The 17,229-nt window shown below is 71.2% G+C and carries 16 protein-coding genes; 4 read left to right on the top strand and 12 right to left on the bottom strand.

Annotated elements, in window-relative coordinates:
• Positions 1–274: 274 nt before the first annotated feature.
• Genes ACTWPV_RS45055 through hisD form a run of 4 tightly spaced genes read right to left on the bottom strand, consistent with a single transcriptional unit; the run spans position 275 to position 4,616 of the window.
• Positions 275–877, bottom strand: a complete 603-nt coding sequence (locus tag ACTWPV_RS45055) for a sugar O-acetyltransferase (protein ID WP_443156508.1) — start codon at positions 875–877, stop codon at positions 275–277.
• A 48-nt stretch (positions 878–925) separates the two neighbouring features.
• Positions 926–2,248 (bottom strand): MFS transporter, encoded by a 1,323-nt coding sequence (locus ACTWPV_RS45050; RefSeq protein ID WP_443156507.1) that lies wholly within the window; start codon positions 2,246–2,248, stop codon positions 926–928.
• A gap of 30 nt (positions 2,249–2,278) precedes the next feature.
• Positions 2,279–3,310 (bottom strand): phosphotriesterase family protein, encoded by a 1,032-nt coding sequence (locus ACTWPV_RS45045; protein ID WP_443156506.1) that lies wholly within the window; start codon positions 3,308–3,310, stop codon positions 2,279–2,281.
• Positions 3,311–3,326: 16 nt separating this feature from the next.
• Positions 3,327–4,616 (bottom strand): histidinol dehydrogenase, encoded by a 1,290-nt coding sequence (gene hisD, locus ACTWPV_RS45040; protein ID WP_443156505.1) that lies wholly within the window; start codon positions 4,614–4,616, stop codon positions 3,327–3,329.
• 120 nt (positions 4,617–4,736) lie between these two features.
• Between hisD and ACTWPV_RS45035 the strand changes: the two genes are divergently transcribed.
• Positions 4,737–5,768, top strand: a complete 1,032-nt coding sequence (locus ACTWPV_RS45035; protein ID WP_443156504.1) for a LysR family transcriptional regulator — start codon at positions 4,737–4,739, stop codon at positions 5,766–5,768.
• A gap of 72 nt (positions 5,769–5,840) precedes the next feature.
• Here ACTWPV_RS45035 and ACTWPV_RS45030 read toward each other — a convergent pair whose 3' ends face one another.
• The 3 genes from ACTWPV_RS45030 to ACTWPV_RS45020 all read right to left on the bottom strand — a co-directional run bounded on the left by ACTWPV_RS45030 (position 5,841) and on the right by ACTWPV_RS45020 (position 9,163).
• A complete protein-coding gene (locus ACTWPV_RS45030; RefSeq protein ID WP_443156503.1) occupies positions 5,841–6,851 on the bottom strand; it encodes an FAD-dependent monooxygenase in 1,011 nt (336 codons plus the stop codon).
• A gap of 237 nt (positions 6,852–7,088) precedes the next feature.
• On the bottom strand, positions 7,089–8,111 hold the full coding sequence (locus ACTWPV_RS45025) for a zinc-binding dehydrogenase (RefSeq protein WP_443156502.1): 1,023 nt from the start codon (positions 8,109–8,111) through the stop codon (positions 7,089–7,091).
• Positions 8,108–9,163, bottom strand: coding sequence for a hypothetical protein (locus tag ACTWPV_RS45020; protein WP_443156501.1), 1,056 nt, complete (start codon positions 9,161–9,163; stop codon positions 8,108–8,110). Before ACTWPV_RS45020 ends, ACTWPV_RS45025 begins: the two co-directional genes overlap by 4 nt.
• A gap of 64 nt (positions 9,164–9,227) precedes the next feature.
• On the opposite strand from ACTWPV_RS45020, the gene ACTWPV_RS45015 reads away from it, so the two are divergent.
• On the top strand, positions 9,228–9,644 hold the full coding sequence (locus ACTWPV_RS45015; protein WP_443156500.1) for a MarR family winged helix-turn-helix transcriptional regulator: 417 nt from the start codon (positions 9,228–9,230) through the stop codon (positions 9,642–9,644).
• Positions 9,645–9,768: 124 nt separating this feature from the next.
• On the opposite strand, the gene ACTWPV_RS45010 is transcribed toward ACTWPV_RS45015, so the two are convergent.
• Positions 9,769–9,966: a hypothetical protein gene (locus ACTWPV_RS45010; protein WP_443156499.1), complete on the bottom strand. Its 198-nt coding sequence runs from the start codon at positions 9,964–9,966 to the stop codon at positions 9,769–9,771.
• A 71-nt stretch (positions 9,967–10,037) separates the two neighbouring features.
• Positions 10,038–10,991 (bottom strand): GlxA family transcriptional regulator, encoded by a 954-nt coding sequence (locus ACTWPV_RS45005; protein WP_443156498.1) that lies wholly within the window; start codon positions 10,989–10,991, stop codon positions 10,038–10,040.
• Between the two features lie 71 nt (positions 10,992–11,062).
• Between ACTWPV_RS45005 and ACTWPV_RS45000 the strand changes: the two genes are divergently transcribed.
• Entirely contained in the window at positions 11,063–11,659 is a 597-nt protein-coding gene (locus ACTWPV_RS45000) for a DJ-1/PfpI family protein (RefSeq protein ID WP_347649584.1), read from the top strand.
• 243 nt (positions 11,660–11,902) lie between these two features.
• Here ACTWPV_RS45000 and ACTWPV_RS44995 read toward each other — a convergent pair whose 3' ends face one another.
• The gene (locus ACTWPV_RS44995; protein ID WP_443156497.1) at positions 11,903–13,696 is read right to left on the bottom strand and encodes a S41 family peptidase; all 1,794 of its coding nucleotides are present in this window, start codon (positions 13,694–13,696) and stop codon (positions 11,903–11,905) included.
• A gap of 79 nt (positions 13,697–13,775) precedes the next feature.
• On the bottom strand, positions 13,776–14,870 hold the full coding sequence (locus ACTWPV_RS44990) for a serine hydrolase domain-containing protein (protein ID WP_443156496.1): 1,095 nt from the start codon (positions 14,868–14,870) through the stop codon (positions 13,776–13,778).
• Between the two features lie 201 nt (positions 14,871–15,071).
• On the opposite strand from ACTWPV_RS44990, the gene dacB reads away from it, so the two are divergent.
• Positions 15,072–16,670, top strand: a complete 1,599-nt coding sequence (gene dacB / locus ACTWPV_RS44985) for a D-alanyl-D-alanine carboxypeptidase/D-alanyl-D-alanine endopeptidase (RefSeq protein WP_443156495.1) — start codon at positions 15,072–15,074, stop codon at positions 16,668–16,670.
• Here dacB and ACTWPV_RS44980 read toward each other — a convergent pair.
• Positions 16,667–17,215, bottom strand: coding sequence for an NAD(P)-dependent oxidoreductase (locus ACTWPV_RS44980; protein ID WP_443156553.1), 549 nt, complete (start codon positions 17,213–17,215; stop codon positions 16,667–16,669). The two genes, dacB and ACTWPV_RS44980, sit on opposite strands and share 4 nt — an antisense overlap.
• Positions 17,216–17,229: the final 14 nt, after the last annotated feature.

The raw sequence follows: 17,229 nt of genomic DNA, 5'->3' as shown, positions 1-17,229 counted from the left end.
GGACGGTCCGGCGCCCCCTCGATCACGGGTGGTGCGGGCGACCGACCCGGCATGCCGGGTGAACGCCTCGGCCAGTACCTCCTCCAGGGACGCGAAGTGGCACGTCATGGAGCCCAGCGGCACGTCGGCGGCGGGGGGATCGCCCGGTGCGTTGTGCCCGTCACGCCGCGTTCGGCGATGACGGTGAGCGCGGCGTCGATCAGCCGGTCCCGCCGGTCCGGGTCGTGCCGGCGCGGCCGCCGGGAGCCGGGTGACCGTGACGGTGCGGAGCCGTTCACGCGCGATCCGGCCCCGAGCCCGGCTCGATGGTGCGGATCACCCGGGCCGGGTTGCCCACCGCGACCGCGTTCGCCGGCAGGTCGCGGGTGACCACCGCGCCGGCGCCGACCACGGTGTTGTCGCCGACGGTGACCCCGGCCAGGACGATCGCCCCGCTGCCCAGCCACACGTCGTCCCCGATCGTGATCGGCCGGGCGGCCTCCCACCCGGCCCGCCGCAACTCCGGGTCGACCGGGTGGGTCGGCGTCATGAGCTGCACGTTCGTGCCGATCTGCACGTCGTCGCCGATGGTGATCGGCGCGACGTCGAGGGCGACCAGACCGTAGTTGGCGAAGGACCGGGCGCCTATGCGCAGGTGGCTGCCGTAGTCGACCCGCAGCGGCGGGCGGATCTCGGTGCCCTCGCCGATGGCGCCCAGCAGCTCGGTGAGCAGCCGCCGCCGCTCGCCCGGTTCGCGGGCCGAGGACGCGTTGAACGCCTCCATCAGGTCCGCCGCGCGCAGCATGAGCTCGCCGAGCTCCGGATCGTCGGCGAGGTACAGGTCGCCGGCGAGCATCCGTTCCCGCATCGAGCGCTCGTCCGCATCATCAGACGCCATATGTACGACTGTACGAATCATGTGTACATGCATACAAATGTGTGGCGTTCAGGTTCGGCGGTGCCCGGCGCTCGCGGCAGGCCGTTCCTCCACCCGTGTCTCGGGAGCCGTCGTGGCGACCGCCAGGGCCGCGACGGCCACCGCGACGAGGTAGAAGCCGGGTGCCACGTCGCTCCCGGTGAGGTCGACCAGCCAGGTGCCGACGAACGGTGCGGTGCCGCCGAACAACGCGAAGGCGACGTTGTAGCTGATGGCGGCGCCCGTCACGCGGGTCGCGGCGGGCAGCAGCTCGACGAAGAAGGTGTAGCTGCCGCCGCCGTACGTGCACAGCGCCGCGGCCAGCAGCAGCTGCCCGATGACTGCGGTGCCGAAGGAACCGCTGGTGACCAGCATGAACGCGGGCAACCCCACGACCGCGACCGCCGCCGCCCCGATGATCAGCATGGGCTTGCGGCCGTACCGGTCGGACAGCCGGCCCCCGATCGGCAGCAGGACGGAGAACGACAGCAGGGCCACGGCGTTGGCCGCCAGCGACTGCAGCAGGCTCAGCCCGACGACGCTCTGCAGATAGGTGACGAAGTAGCCGACGAGCACGTAGAAGCCCAGGCCGGACAGCGCCATGATGGCGAAGATCTGTCCCAGCCGGCCCCAGTTGCCGCGCAGGCTGCCCCGTACCGGGCTGGCCTCGACCGCGTTGCCGCGCCGCAGTTCCTGGAAGACAGGGCTTTCCTCGGTACGGCGGCGGATGTAGATGCCGATCATCGACAGCGGCAGGGCCAGCAGGAAGGGGATGCGCCACCCCCACGAGGCGTAGGCGGTGTCCGAGACCGCGCCGGAGATGGCCATGATGATGACCAGGGCGATCACCGAGGTCGCGGCGGAGGCGGCGATCGTGATGCCGATCCAGGTGCCGCGGCGCCGGAACGGCGCGTGTTCGAGCACGAACGACGGCGCGCCGACCGCCTCGCCACCGGCGGAGAAGCCCTGCGCCAGCCGGCACGCCACGAGCAGGATGGGGCCGATGATCCCCGCCGCGGTGTGCGTGGGCAGCAGCCCGATGAGCGCGGTGGCGACGCCCATGCAGATGAGCGTGGCGTACAGGACGGTCCGGCGGCCGGCGCGGTCGGCGAGCACGCCGAAGAACAGCCCGCCCAGCGGACGTGCGACGAACGCGACGCCGTAGGCGGCGAAGGCCGCCAGCAGGCCGGTGACCGGGTCCTGGCTGGGGAAGAAGGCCTCGGCGATGGCCACGGCCGAGAAGCCGTAGATCGCGAAGTCGTAGAACTCGACGAACTGGCCTGTACTGGCGCCGAGCAGCACGCGCCGCTGGGCCGCGGTGGTGCCGTCCGGGCTGATGAAATCGCGGATCATGGCGAGGGGTGCATCCTTTCAGCCTGGCGATCAGGGGGCGAAGGCGAGCGCGCGAGCGGGATTGGCCATGGTGATCTGTGCGATGTGGGCGTCGCTGACGGCCTTGCGCCGCATGAGCGGCAGGACGTGCTCCAGGATGTGGGCGTAGCCTTCGCCGCCGTACCGCATCAGGTTGGTCTTGTGGCAGATGTCCTGGGAGATGAGGATCTGGGACGCGTAGCCGCCGTCGATCAGATCGGCGATGTAGTCCACGCGGGTGGCGTCGTTCGGCATGTCGATCGGCGCCAGCGAGTAGTAGCTGGACTCCTGGCCGAACAGGTCGAACTCCACGTAGCATCCGCTGGCCGCGATGGCCCGCATCTCGGCGGCGGAGAAGACGGTGCGCTCGACGTGGCTCATGATGACCCGGGCCGGGTCGACGTGCTCGGCGGCGATGATGTCGAGCGCCTGTCCCGGCGAGCGCGGGTCGCGGCCGGGGTGGATCATCAGGGCCGCGCCGGTCTCCCGCTGCGCCGTGCAGGCGGCCCGCAACACCTTCTCCTCCTGCGGGTGCAGCGGATGGCTGAGCCCGATCTCCCCGATGATCCCCGCCTTGATCGCGGTGTCGCCGACGCCGGTACGGACGTCGGAGACGATCTCCGCGGCCAGGTCGTCCCGGTCCCTGCTCGTCACGTCGTGCGGGTGGTAGTCGCGGTAGTAGAAGCCGCAGCCCATGACGACGTGCACGCCGCTGCGCCGGGACACCGCGGCCAGCCCTCGCGGGTCGCGGCCGAGCCCGATGCTGGTGGCGTCCACGATGGTGCGCCCGCCCGCCTCGGTATAGGGCCGTAGCTCGGCCACGGCGACGTCCACGCTGTCGAGGCGGAGGTCCTCGGCGGGGTGGTGGCGGCGTACCCGGTAGTGGTTGTCCAGGGTGATCGGCGCGTTGTCGATCGCCCGCTCGCTCGTTGTGGCGCGGGCGGGGAGCGGACGGGTCAGGTCGGCGAGCAGGTGCTCGTGCGGCTGGGTGTGCCCGAGGGCGGACGGGTCGATGTCGTCGAGCACGGTACGGACGATGGACATGGTTCCTCCCAGCAGGTCAGGCCCAGGCCGGGCGCTGCCCCTTGGGCAGGGCCCGCAGGTCGCCCGAGCGTGCGTGTCCCTCGAAGCGTTCGGCCCGGGCGGCACGGCCGCACAGCTCGCCGAGGTAGGCGCTGGCGGCGTCGGTGGTCACCTCCTGGTAGGTGACGGTCTTGAGGTACATGCCCACCCACAGCCCGCCCGTGTAGCGGGCGGCCCTCCTGGTGGGCAGCACGTGGTTGGTGCCGATGACCTTGTCGCCGAAGGAGACGCACGTGCGCTCCCCGAGGAAGAGCGAGCCGTAGTTACGCAGCCGGTCCAGGGCCAGGCGCGGCTCCCGGGTCAGCACCTGGACGTGCTCGCTGGCGTACTCGTCCGCCACGGCGAACGCCTCATCCAGATCGTCCACCACGACGACCTCGCCGTGATCCCGCCAGGCCGGCCCGGCCACGTCACGGGTGGGCAGTTTCGCCAGTTGCTCGTCCACCTCGCGCAGCGTCGCCTCAGCCAGGCCGTCCGAGGTGGTGATGAGGACGGCCGGCGAGTCGGGGCCGTGCTCGGCCTGGCTCAGCAGGTCCACGGCCACCGTGAACGGGTCGGCGCTGTCGTCGGCCACGATCAGCACCTCGGTCGGCCCGGCGAACAGGTCGATACCGACCTGGCCGAACAACTGGCGCTTGGCCTCGGCGACGTAGGCGTTGCCGGGTCCCACCAGCATGTCCACCCGCTGGATCGACTCCGTCCCCAGCGCCAGCGCCGCCACCGCCTGCACCCCGCCCAGCAGGTAGACCTCATCTGCCCCCGCCAGGTGGATCGCGGCGATCGTGGCGTGTGGCAGCTCGCCCCCGGTGACCGGCGTGCAGGCGGCCACCCTCGGCACGCCGGCGACCTTGGCCGGCACGATCGTCATGTGCGCTGAGGCCAGCAGCGGGTACCGCCCGCCCGGCACGTACGCGCCCACCGCACCCACCGGGATGCTGCGCTGCCCGAGCAGCACGCCGGGCTGGGTCTCCTCCTCGAAGTCGCGCAGCGAGGCCCGCTGCCGCTCGGCGAACCTTCGGACGTTCGCCTGCACCTCTTCGATGTCGGCGAGGGTCTGCCGGTCCACCTGGCGCAACGACTCTTCGATCTGCTCCTCGCCCAGCCGGAAGTCGGCCGGCGCCCACCGGTCCAGCCGCTCGGAGTGCGCGCGGACCGCCGCGTCCCCGTTCCGCCGCACATCGTCGATGATCTCCGCGGCCACCGCATGAGGGGGCGCACCCGCCGCCACGGCGACGCCGGCCGCCGTACCCTTGACTGTCTTCCGCATGCCACTCCTGTCCAGGAAATATCCGCATCGCTGCTGGTCAAAAGGGATTTCAGGGAGCATAGGCGGCGGTCGGACATCGCACAACGGGGCCGACTCCAGTCCCACCGATAGGGTTTCCCTATGACCCTGCAGCAGCTACAGGCGTTCATGGAGGCGCGCAAGGGCGGTTCGTTCACCGCGGCGGCCCGCAGCCTCGGGCTCACCCAGCCGTCCGTATCGGAGCTGGTGCGCCGGCTGGAGGACGAACTGGGCATGGAACTGTTCCGCCGAGCGGGCCGAGGGCTGGTCAGCACGCTCGCGGGCGACGAACTCGCCCCCTTCGCCGAGCAGGCCCTGGCCGCCGCCGATCAAGGTGTCACGGCCGTGCGCGCGCTACGCGACCTGGAGGGCGGCACGGCGACCTTCGGCCTGCTGCGCAACGCGGAGTTCTACGCGCTGTCGGAGCTGGCCCTGCGCTTCCACCGCCGCCACCCCTCGGTCCGGGTCCGGCTCGTGGGCCAGAACTCCACCGAGACCGCCGCGGCCGTCCAGCGAGGCGAGATCGAGGCCGGAATGGTGACGCTGCCGGTCGACCATGAAGGCCTCGCAGTGACCCCGCTGGTGCGCGACGAGGTCGTCTACATCACCGCGGACGCCGGCCGCGCCGCCACCCCGCGCACCATCGCCGACGTGGCGACCGCCCCCATGATCCTTTACGACGCCCACTACGGCGACACCGACCCCGCGCGCCGCCAGCTCGCCACCCGGGCCCGGCTCTCGGGCGTCAGCATCGAACCCCTCATCGAGGTCGAACACCTCGCCTCGGCCCTCACCCTGGTCCAGGCCGGGGTGGGTGACACGCTCGCGTGCCGGGCGGCGGTCGCCAGCGCCACATTCCCGGTCGGCCTGCACGTGGCCCGGTTCGCCGAACCGATGTACGACACGATCGCGCTCGTCACGCGCCGCGGCCACGCCTTGTCACCGGCCACCCGCGAACTCGCCCGGTTCGCCCAGCAGACGCTCTTCGACCATGCTCGCGGCCCGCATGGCACCACCACGGTCATCGCCCGCACGGACGCGCGGCGTGCCGCCGACGAGCACGTACGCCTCCTCGCCGAGAGCCGTTCGATGCCGATAAGTCGGACACGCGTGCGGGGCGACTCTCGATCATGACTGGCGTGAAGACCGGCACCGTCCACCCCAGGGCACCGGATCGCCAGGCTGCGACGATGGTCGGAGCGGCCGCTACGCGACCGCCGGTTCGGTCGCGGTGCCGGATGCCTGGCGCATGACGTCGGCGAGCTTGGTGTCCTTGCCCGCCAGGATGGAGCTCAGGTAGCCGGTGACGAAGGGCACCCGGGTCAGGCTGAGCATGATGCGCCGGATGCGCAGGTCGGTCGGTGTTGAGGGCAGGAACCAGCGGGCCATCGATCGGGCGTTGCGTTGCTTGTCCTCCACCACGGGCCGCCACAGGCGCTCGAACTCGGCGGTGGCCCGCTCGATCGTCGGTGCGTGCGCGAGCCGACTGGCGAGCAGGAAGGCGCCGGCGATCCCGAGCGACGCGCCCTGCCCGGCGATCAGCGACACGGCGTGGGCGGCGTCCCCGAGCAGGACGACCCGGCCGGTGCTCCACTCCGGGAGCACGATCTGCGCGACCTGGTCGTAGTAGATCTCCTCGGCCGGCGGGCACTGCTCCAGCGCGCGCGGCGTCACCCAGCCCAGACCGGTGTAGGCCCGCCGGATCGCCACCCGCGGGTCGTCCGGAACCGTGGGGTCGGCGCTGCGGTGCACCGCGAACGCGGCGACCCGGCCGTCGCGCAGCGCGTAGAAGCCCATCTGCCGGTTGACGGAGTCGGTGAGGCAGAACGCGTCCTCGGTTGCGGCGTGCAGGTCCGGCGCGTCGAAGGTGAACGCCGCCGTGTGCAGGCCCAGGTAGCGCAGGTAGCGGCCTTCCGGCCCGAACACCAGCCGGCGGACGGTCGAATGGATTCCGTCGGCGCCCACAAGCAGATCGGCCTCCAGGACGGTGCCGTCCTCCAGCGTCACCGCCACGCCGTCGGTGCGGCCGGCCACGCCGGCCAGCGCCGTGCTGTAGCGCAGCTCGACCTCGGCCGGAAGGTTCTCGGCCAGCACGGCCTCCATGTCGGGGCGCAGGAGGTCCAGCAGCCGGCCGCGCGAGAAGCTCTTGGTCCGGATGGTGGCGCGGCGGCGACCGTTCTGGTCGACCAGGCGCCCCTCGTCATAGTGGTAGGCCACTCGTTCGAACGGGGGCAGTTCTCAATCACGATTGCGGGGTCATGGTCGAGAGAAGGCGATGGTAGCCGCGGAATGCTTCGAGCACATCCCCGTGTGCCTGGTTGCGGGATTCTCGAACACCGAGAATCGAATAGTGAATCGCGTCCTTCGGCGCCCATGCCCGGTGGAGGCGAAGGGGTGTTCGGCCTTGCACGTTTCTGTTCGTTTGGACGCCACGAACAGCCGTGGCAACCGGGGTCAGAACATGGTGAGGATGATCTTCCCGTGGACGTCCCGTCGTTCGAGTGTCCGATGTGCCTCAGCGGCCTGGGCGAGCGGGAAGCACGCGCCGATCCGTGGCCGGATGCCCCGCGCGAGCGCCAACTCGAACAGGTGGGTCAGCAGCGCCTGGTGCCGCGGCGGGTCCGCGGCGATCTCCCGGGGCAGCGAGCAGACGGCCGTACGCCGGCCCGGCACGAGGTTCAGCATGCGGTTGCGCAGCGCACCGCGGACGGTGTCGGCCAGCACGTGTCCGGGCCGGCCCATGAACGCGTAGCTGACCAGCACGCCGCCCGGGGCCAGAAGGCGGTGGCCGGCGCGCAGGGCGGTACCGCCGAGGTGGTCGTAGACGATGTGGACGCCCTCGGGGTGCCGGGCGCGTACGACCTGGGTGACGTCCTGGCGGCGGTAGTCGATGGGGACGATGTCGTAGTCGCCCAGCAGGTGCAGGCTGCGCTCGGAGGCGGTGCCGTACATGGCCAGGCGCCGGTGCGCGCCGAGTTGGCAGAGCGCGTCGCCCACGCCGCCGGTCGCGCCGTGGATGAGGACGGTGTCGCCCGGGCGGGCCCGGCCATGCCGGTCCAGGAGGCTCAGCGCTGTCAGGTAGTCCAGCGGAAGGGCGGAGGCCACCAGGGTGTCCAGGCCATCCGGTACGGGGGCCAGCATCCGTACGGGCAGGTTCGCATATTCCGTGTAGGCGCCCATCCCGGTCAGGCAGGCGGCGACCCGGGTTCCGGGCACCAGCCAGGGCGGCGGCGCGTCGACGTGGTGGTCCACGACCTCGCCCACCAGCTCGTACCCCGGGCTGAACGGACGTCCCCTCTGGAAGAGGTACTCGCCCTTGCGCGCCATCACGTCGGTGTAGCCGACTCCTGCGGCCAGCACCCTGATCCTGACCTGGCCCGGCGCGGGGGCAGGCGTGACCGCCTCGGCCCGTTCCAGCGTCTCCGCGTCGCCGAAGCGCCGCACCACCATCCGGCCGTGCTTGATCGGCTCGCTCATCGGCCGGCCTCCTTGACGGTGGACAGCCAGTCGAAGATGACCTCGTGGGCGAGGTGGACGGCCCCGTTCTGGCAGTGCAGACCCCCGCCTTCGGCTTCGGGGAACTCGTGCACCCGGACCGAGCGCGCGCCGGTCAGCCGGCGGGCGAAGTCGTGGGCGAGGCTGTTGTCGAAGAAGTGCTCGTCCTCGCCCAGCAGCACAAGGACGTCGGCCTCGATGGCGCCGGCCCACGCGCGGTCGTCGTACCTGCCCATTTCCGGGACCAGCGCGGGCAGCGTGGACACGCCGAACGTCCACAACGCGTTGCCGAGCGCCCAGCGCAGCTCAGCGTCGTAACGCGCGTTCAGTTTGATCAGAAGCCGGAGCCAGGCGGGCATGGCGCCGATCCGCCCGCGCAGCAGCCGGGGCATCTTGTGGGCGAAGGCTCGTAACATGCCGGGGAAGTAGTCGAGCAGCACGATCGCGTCGTAGCGCTTCTCCATCGCGGCCGCCCGGGCCAGCAGGTGGCCACCGAAGTTCACCCCCACCCCGATGATGGCGCCGGGATCGCAGTGCCGCCTCAGCGAGTCGAAGCCCCCGTGCACCACCAGCACGTCCCGGGCATCCGGGTGCGGTGACCGCAGGAAGATCGTCTCCATCTCCGCGTCCTCGTACGGAACGCGCGAGCGAGTGGCGGCCACGCCGAGGGCGGCCAGCCCGGCGTCGAACCACGCCCGGGAACGGCTGGCGCGGTCCACGCGACGAGGGTCGCCGGACGCGAGGTAGAACTCGGCGGTGCGCATGTAGTTGCTCGCCCGCAGCAGGGCCTTGCCCCGCGAGACCGGGTCGTTCAGGCGTTCGGCGCGGCCCCACGTGGTTGTGGCCAGGTGGGCCCATTGCCGGTGCCAGGACTCGAAGTCGCCGGGGCGCACCCGGGAGACCGCCGAGACGACCTCGCCGTAGTCGGCTCCGTCGAACGGGCTTGACCACAGGCCCCGGACGGCTTCGAAGTGAAACGTCGGTGTCCGCGACAGGACGGTGCTGCGCATATCGCTCTCCGAGATGTGCGTCATGTCATCTAACGATATGACGCACGATATCTACGTCATGTCATCGATTCAAGTAAGATGCCGTTCCGTGGACCAGGTGCTGGAGTTCGTACTGGCGGTCAAGGCCGTACACCGAGAGATCAACCGACGCTTCAGCGAGGCCCTGCGGCCGCTGGGCATCACGGTGGTCCAGGCCGAGGCGATCCTCATCCTCGCCGACGGCCAGCCTCTCACCCTCGGCGAGCTCGGGTCCCGCCTCATCGCCGAGACCGGTAACCCCAGCCGGCTCGTGGACCGCCTCCACAACGCCGGGCTCGTCCACCGCCATCCGTCCGCGCACGACCGCCGCCACGTCGAGCTCACGCTGACCCCGCACGGGCACGAGATGGTGACCCGCATCCAGCAGGCGCGACGGCCACTGCTCGAATGGGGCCGCACGCTTTTGGACGACACCGAATTCGCCGCCGCCACCACCGCCCTGCGCCGCGTCCTCAGCCAGCCATGACCCCGGGCCCGACATGGCGTGCGAGTTGCGGGCGGGTGACGCCGTGGTTCGCGGCACTGTGGCGGTCAGCCGGAGCGGACGGCGCTGGCGGCAAAGGATGGGATCAGATCGGAGTCGGCGGTGGTCAGCCAGGTCGTGACCAGCAGAAACGGCGGTAGAGCGTCTGGCGTTCCCTCGCGGTCAGCACGTCCAGGGTCCTCATCTCCCCGGCCGCGGGCCGCGAGGTGAACTCGGAGATCAGCCGCGTGGTCACGGCCGGCGCGAGCAGCGACTCGCCCGCCGCCACCACGCGGACCGCGTGCGCCAGGTCGTCGCGGCGCACGTCGGGGGCGTGTGCGCGGACCGCCGCCGTCGGGGCGCGCTCGCGCCACCCCGTCGGCGAGCTCGGCGACGCTACTTGGGGCTGGGCCGTGCGGATCTGCGGTAGGCGGTCGGCGTGGTCCCGAGAGCGCGGGTGAAATGCTGGCGAAGGGAGGCCGCGTTGCCGAAGCCGGTGGCGGTGGCGATGTCATGGACACCCATCCGGGTCTCCTCAAGCAGTTCCTGAGCCGCGGCCAACCGCATCCGGATGAGCCACTGGATCGGCGTGGTGGCGGTCTGCTGCCGGAAATGGCGGGTCAGGGACCGCGTACTGACCCCGACATGCGCGGCGATGTCCTTCAGGGTCAAGGGTTCGGCGAGATGCCGGCGCATCCACGCCATGGTGTCGTCGAGGCGGTTGCCGTCGGAGGGCAGCGGCGTCTCGACGAACTGGACCTGGGTGCCCGCGCGGTGGGGCGCGAGGACCATCCGGCGCGCGGCGGAGGCGGCGACGGCCGCGCCGTGATCACGCTGAAGGAGGTGCAGACACATGTCGATCCCGGCGCTGATGCCGGCGGAGGTCACGATGTCGCCGTCGTCGACGTAGAGCCTGTCCTCGACCAGGATCCGCGGGAACCTGCGTGCCAGGTCCGAGGCGTGTGCCCAATGGGTGCACACCCGCCGGCCGTCGAGCAGGCCGGCCCAGGCGAGGAAGTAGACCCCGGTGCAGATGGACACGATCCGCGCGCCTGCCGCGTGCGCGTCGCGGATCGCGTCCAGCTCCGGCTCGTTCGGCGTCGCCCTCTGGCTGGCGGGGACGATGACGGTGTCGGCGGAGCGGACCGCGTCCAGATCATGGGGCGGGACGAGGCGGAAGGCGTCCTTCCCGGCGGCCGTGGCCGTCATCTCCATGGGGCGGCCGCAGACCAAGGTCTCGTACAGGGGGGCGCCTGACTGCGGGTCGACGGCTGAGCCGAAGACCTGACAGGGAATGGTGAGCTCGAACCCGACCACGCCCTCGGTGGCGAGCACGGCGACACGGGTCATGGCGCGAATCTAGCGAAACATGGCTTTACAGTCACTCACCGTTCTCGCCGCCCGACGCCTAGTGTGGCGGCGTGCGAGTCGAGGTGATGATGTTCGAGGGTGTGGCCGACATGGACACCCTGCTGCCCCATGACGTGTTCTGCCGGGCCAGGCTGCTCGGTGCGGACGTCGAATCCGTGCTGGTCACCGCCGACGGCGCCACCGAGGTCACGGGATGCTACGGCACCCGCTACGCCGGATTGGTGGAGTGGACCCCGGAGCGTGCGGATGTGCTGGTCATCGGCGGTGGCTGGATCGAGAACGACGTCGACGGGCCGATTCCGCGGCACATCGCCGACGCCAGACGCCGGGGCGGTGATCGGCTGATCCTGGCGGGCTCCGATGCCGGATCCCTTTACATAGGGGCCGCCGGCCTGCTCAAGGGCCGCCCGGCGACGACCCACCGTCCCGGGCACGAGCTGCTGGCCAGCTGGGGCGCGCAGGTGATCGAGGCCCGCCTCGTCGACGACGGGAACATCGTCACCAGCAGCAGCGGCTGGCTGGCGGGCATCGACCTCGCGCTCTACCTCATCGAGCGCGAGCTCGGCGAGCCGCGCCTGGCGGTCACCATCGAGGAGTGGATCGGGCACGATCGCCGCGGCACCGTGTGGAGGCCGGCCCGAGCCTGAACCGGTCAGGACCGGGGCGGAGCTCAACCTCCGCGACGGACCTACCGTCGCGGCCTGGTGGCCTGACGGTGGTGGTCAGCAGCCCTTGAATCGCTGCCCCGGGTTCACCGCGCCGCTGGTCGCGCCGCTCAACGATCAGGGTGTGCTGCCGGCGCCTGCGGGATCGCCCTGGCCCATGCCCTGCCTGGTCACGACCGGACTGTGGCTGAAGGCCCGGCGGGTCGCATCGCGGATCGCCGGCCGTCATGAGGGTTCGCGGAGCAGGGTGAGTGCCTTGGTCATGGCCGGGTCGCGGCCGGCGGACAGGTCTTCGGCGGTTCGGGGGACGAAGTGGTCGGGAGGGACGCCGATGCCGTTGACGATCTCACGGTTGGGGCCGAGCCCGTACTGCGTGGGCAGGATCAGCGTGCTGCCGTCGTTTAGGGCGTACGGGTAGGCGACCCCCGACACCATCCCCGACGTACGCGTGCCGATCACCGGCCCGAGCCTGTGACGCTTGACCGCGCCGGTGAAATGGTCGCAGGCGGAGGCACAGATGCCATCGGTGAGCAGGGCTACGGGCAGGTTCAGGAGGGGCACGGTGTCGTCGGTGCGGTGCGGGTCGCAGGCGCCGCCGGGGTCACAGGTGTAGCCGGTCACCTTGCCGTGGGCGAGGGCACCGAGCAGGCGCGCGACCTCGTCCGGCGAGCCACCGGTGTTGCCGCGCAGATCCAGTACGACACCACGCAGGCGGCCGCGTTTGCCTGAGGTCGCCTTGCCCGATCCGGCCCGCTCGCCAGGTGCGGCACGTTGCCCCCGTTCGGCGCGTCGGCCCAGCTCGGAGATGGCCGCTCGCACCTCATCGGCCGTGCCAGGCATGAAAGCGCCCGCGCGGACGGCGGCGACGTCACCGCCGAGCAGGGTGGCCGTCACGTTCCGAACCGTCGAGGTGAACCGCTCGGGCTTCAGAGTGACGGCCCACGTGCGGCCGGTGGCGGGGCGCCGCAGGGCCAGGCGTACGGGATCCGCGTCGGCGGAGGTCGGGAAGAGCATGGAGAGCGCGCCGGTGGACAGCACCCCTCCGGCGAACAGCGGCGCGCCGTTGACGGCCTCGATGATGTCACCGGCCCGCAGCCCTCGCTCGGCGGCCGGCCCGCCCGTCACCGCGGTGATGTGCAGCGGTGCTTGAGCCCGATGGGGAGCATGGGAGGCGTGGTAAGGGGTGTAGGAGGTGGCGATCCCCAGCCCGTACCTCTGTTGTGGCTCACCCGGGTCCGGCGTCCGGCGGGAGCCGGTCGGGGGCGATGCCTGGCGGCGGTCGCCGGGTGAGGGGGTCCGGCCGCGCTCGCCCGGCTTGGGGGTGGAGCGGGGCTCGCTCGACGGGGGAGCGGAGCGGGCCCAGCGGACGTGGTTGTCGTGCAGACCTGCGACCATCGCCTTGACGGCAGCCGCGGCCAGCGCCTCCCGCCGCGACGCGCCGTCGGACAGGGCGGCGGTGACGCGCTCGTACGTGGCGGCGAAGGCGTCCCAGTCGGCGGCCCTGTCACCCCGCAGCGGCGGCATCACGGCATCGGGACGGTCGAGATCGAGCCGGGCGAGCTCGACGGTCATCCCGCCGAAGGCGGCGGCGAGGAGAGCACGGTGGTCGAGCCGGTCGCGTGCGTAGTAGTGGTCGAGGACACAGGAGTACGCCTGCTCGACAGTCGTGATACCCGTAGCCGTGGCCGTCGATTCCGCGGCCTTCGTCCGGGTGGCGGTCGCCGAAGGGGTCGTGCTGGGTTTCGTTGTCACCCCCGGCGGGGTCCTGCCGGAGGGTGGCTGGCCGGAGACTTCGGCGCAGGGAGGCACACCCCGGTCGGCGCCCGTCGAGCCGACCGCACCGACCCCCGCGGCGGGGGCTACTGCGACACCGGCTCCCACGACGTCGACCGCCGTGACACCGGCGGTGGCGGTGGCGGTGGTGGTGGCCAGCATCAGCGTGCACGTCACCGCCGCCATCACCGTGGCTCTCGACCGCACCATGCCCGTACTCGCGCCTGCGTCTGTACCCATGGTCATGTCTGTGCTCCTGTGCTCGTGCCTGCGTCTGCGCTTGTGTCCGTTCTCCGGCGTGTCCGCACGCCTACTGCTGAAGCGGTCACGTGCCAGGGCAGAGCACGGCTTCGGCGGCCTTCTGGAGGGCTGGGCGGACGCGGCCCTGCTCGGCGATGCTGGTGGTCGCTGACAGCGCGAACTGCAGGCGGCCGTCCGCCGAGGTGAAAGTCAGGGCCAGCCCGCCGGGTCCGGAGCCCCGGTACGAGGTCACCGAGCCGCCGCACACCGGCTGCTCCTCCACCGGGTACGTCATTTCCTCCCGGAGCCGGGCGGGCAACAGCCGGTCCCGGGCGAGCGCACCGTAGAACGTGGTCAGGTCGCGCGAGGTGGAGACCAGCCCGCCGGCCGCCCACAAACTGCTCGTGTTCATCCGGTCCACGTCGCGCACCGTGCCGCCCGGCCCCGGATAGTAGCCGTGCCCGTGCGGCCCCTCGATGCCCTGGCCTGGCTTCACGGGCAGGTAGGTGCGGGTCATGCCGAGGGGTTTGAACAGCCGCCGCTGGAACTCCTCTGCGAGCGTACGGCCGGTCAGCCGCTCGATGACGGCCCCGAGCAGGATGTAGTTGGTGTTGGAGTAGCTGAACCGCTCACCCGGCTCTTGCTGCCTGGGCCGCTCGCGGGACATCTTCGCCAGGTCGAGCGGCGAGTGACGGGTGGTGAGATCGTCGAAGGGCCTCAGCTCCGGATGCCCGGTGTAGTCGGGGATGCCGGAGGTGTGCTGGAGCATCTGCCGTACGGTGATCTCGTCGGCCCGCTCGACCAGATCCTGTCCGGCCACGACCGGCAGGACCTCGCTCAGCCTGTCGTCCACCCCGAGCCTGCCCTCCTCGACCAGTTGCAGCAGCACGGTGGCGGTGAGCTGCTTGGTCAGGGACCAGGCGCGGTAGCGGGCGCCGGTGGGGATCTTGCCGCCCGCGCCGTCGATCAGGCGCGACCCGGCCGTGCCCCCGCCGATGCGCCTGCCGCCGTAGTACGCCTCCCCGATGGCCCCCACCACCCCCGGCGTCTTGGCCAGGGCCCGCATCGCCTGCCGTACGTCGCCGATCTCCGGCCGGGCGGTAGCGGTTGCGGGGGCCGGAGCGGTGATGCTCAGGGCCAGCATCGTGCATGCCAGCCCGGCCGCCGTCCTTCGGTTCACTTCACGTTCCTTCCTCGATGGGCACGCACACGCTGAGACGTACGCCGTCCTTTGTGGCAGATCTGCTGTTTCCTCAGCGTTTCCACCACCACGGCCACCCCGGGGCGAAACAGCCAGGAAACAGGCCTCCGCGTTCAATGCCTCGTCGAAGGCCCCGAGCGGCCCTCCAGACCGAGATTCCCGACGAACGAGGACAAGCTGGTGGACACGAATCCGACCCATCCAGAGATCTGGCGGCCGTCGCGGCGGTCCGTGCTCGGCCTGCTGGGCGCCGCCCCGCTGGCCGGGGCCGTCACCGCGATGCCGCGTGGAGCCCAGGCCGGGCCGGACGCCGAGTTGGCCCGCAGGATCGAGGAGATCATGGCGCGGCCCGCGTTCGATGGTGCTCACTGGGGCGCGCAGTTCTACGCCCCGGACACCGGGGAGTCGATCTACGAGCTCAACACCGGCGAGCCGTTCGTCGCCGGGTCGTCGTCGAAGGTGTTCGTCGGGGGCACGGCGTTCCTGGCGCTGGGGCACGATCGGCGCTTCGCGACTCGCGTCCACCGGACCGGGCCGGTACGCGGTGGCGTGCTCCACGGCGACCTGGTGCTCGTGGCGGGCGGCGACCTGCTGCTGTCGGGACGTCTGCGCGCGGACGGAAGCCTGGCGCTGCCCGACCCGGACCACACGTACCACACCACTCCCGGCGCCGGACCGATCGGCGGCGACCCCCTGCGAGAGCTTCGCTCGCTCGCGACCCAGGTGGCGGCAGGCATCAGGCGGGTCGAGGGGCGCGTACTCGTGGATGTCTCGCTCTATCGCGAAGGCACCGAGGGCCTGGCCAACAACGTGACGGCCACCATCTCCCCCGTCATGGTCAACGACAACCTCGTGGACGTCACCGTCGAACCGGGCCGCCGTCCCGGGGCACCCGCCGTTCTGGAGATCTCGCCGCAGTCCGAATACGTCCGCATCGTCAACAAGGTACGGACGATCGCCGCCTCAGAAGCGGCTTCGGCGCGTCCGCTGACGTTCGCCGACGACGTACGCCACCCCGACGGCACGCGTACGGTGAGCCTGACCGGCGACATCACCGACGACAGCCCCGGCCTGTTCCGCGCCTACTTCGTCCCGGAACCGGCGGCCTTCGCCCAGGCACTTTTCGCGCGGGCGCTGCGCGAAAAGGGCGTGCGCGTCGACTCCGCCGCCACGACCGGGTCCGGCACCCGGCGGCGGCTGGTCGCCGAACATCTCTCCCCGGCGCTGCCCGACCAGCTCAAGCCGATGCTCAAGGTCAGCAGCAACCTGCACACGGAGGTGTTCCCCTACCTGGTCGGGGCCGTCGCCGGGGGAGATCCGGACGATCCCAAGGCGGCCGGGCAGCGGGTACGGCGGGAGCTGCTCGAAAGGGCCGGGTTCGACTCGTCGCCCCCAGGGTCGGAGCAGAACCGCTACACGCCGCGATACTTCGTGGAGTTCCTGGCCTACATGGCACGGCAACCCCACTTCCGGCACTACCGCGACGCGCTGCCGATCCTCGGCCGCGACGGGACCCTGAAGGACGTCCAGCCCGACTCGCCGGCGGCGGGTCACGTCCACGCCAAGACCGGCACCAGCCTGGGGACGGAGGACGGCACGTGGATGAACCGCCAGGCCCTGGCCGGGTACGTCGAACTGCCCGGCGGGCGGCGGCTGACCTTCGCCGCCTTCGTGGGCATCCGGACCGGGTCGGCGGAAGCGGCCAGGGAGATGTCCAAGGTGACCGGGCAGGCATTGGGGGAGATCGCCGCGGCGGCGTACGTCACCCAGAGCGCTTAGTGCCCGTGCACCAGCCGGTCCCTGCGCACGGTGTAGTCGGTGACCGACGGCAGGTGAAAGAGCCCGCTTGGACGGAGAATCGTCCAATCGAGATCGTCGGCGCGAAGAAGCGATTCCATTCTCCGCATGTCGTCGTACATCGACTTGCCCAGCACGCGCGTCACGTAGGGCAGCACCACCCGATTGAACAGGAACCCGCCCTCGGAGTACGGGTGCGGGTCGACCCCGCTCGAACTCACCACGCCAAGCCGGCGCACCCGGTGCCGTTTCATCGCGGCGACAATATTGGCCACGCCGCGTGAATAGGTGGTGATGGGTTCCTTTCCGGCGGGCACGCCGAGCGTCGACAGCACCGCATCTCGCTCCGACACGGCGGCGTCGACGGCCTGTGGATCGTGCACGTCGGCACTGATGACGTCGAGCCGTTCATGGTGCAGGGGAAACGAGTCCGGCTGCCGGGTGATCGCCGCGACATGGTGTCCGGCGGCGAGTGCCTGGCCGGTGAGGAGACGGCCGGTGGGGCCGTTGGCGCCGAAGACCGCGATGCGCGTGACCAGGG

The sequence above is a fragment of the Nonomuraea sp. KM88 genome, assembly GCF_052245635.1.
In the GTDB taxonomy this organism is placed as follows: Bacteria; Actinomycetota; Actinomycetes; order Streptosporangiales; family Streptosporangiaceae; genus Nonomuraea.
Note: the sequence above shows the minus strand (reverse complement) of the source record. Positions and strands in the feature narration are given on the sequence as shown.

Excerpts from the sequence above, each read along its gene's own strand:
- ACTWPV_RS45055 (WP_443156508.1), bottom strand. The coding sequence starts at position 877 with ATGGCGTCTGATGATGCGGACGAGCGCTCGATGCGGGAACGGATGCTC.
- ACTWPV_RS45050 (WP_443156507.1), bottom strand. The coding sequence starts at position 2,248 with ATGATCCGCGATTTCATCAGCCCGGACGGCACCACCGCGGCCCAGCGG.
- ACTWPV_RS45045 (WP_443156506.1), bottom strand. The coding sequence starts at position 3,310 with ATGTCCATCGTCCGTACCGTGCTCGACGACATCGACCCGTCCGCCCTC.
- hisD (WP_443156505.1), bottom strand. The coding sequence starts at position 4,616 with ATGCGGAAGACAGTCAAGGGTACGGCGGCCGGCGTCGCCGTGGCGGCG.
- ACTWPV_RS45035 (WP_443156504.1), top strand. The coding sequence starts at position 4,737 with ATGACCCTGCAGCAGCTACAGGCGTTCATGGAGGCGCGCAAGGGCGGT.
- ACTWPV_RS45025 (WP_443156502.1), bottom strand. The coding sequence starts at position 8,111 with ATGAGCGAGCCGATCAAGCACGGCCGGATGGTGGTGCGGCGCTTCGGC.
- ACTWPV_RS45020 (WP_443156501.1), bottom strand. The coding sequence starts at position 9,163 with ATGACGCACATCTCGGAGAGCGATATGCGCAGCACCGTCCTGTCGCGG.
- ACTWPV_RS45005 (WP_443156498.1), bottom strand. The coding sequence starts at position 10,991 with ATGACCCGTGTCGCCGTGCTCGCCACCGAGGGCGTGGTCGGGTTCGAG.
- ACTWPV_RS44995 (WP_443156497.1), bottom strand. The coding sequence starts at position 13,696 with ATGACCATGGGTACAGACGCAGGCGCGAGTACGGGCATGGTGCGGTCG.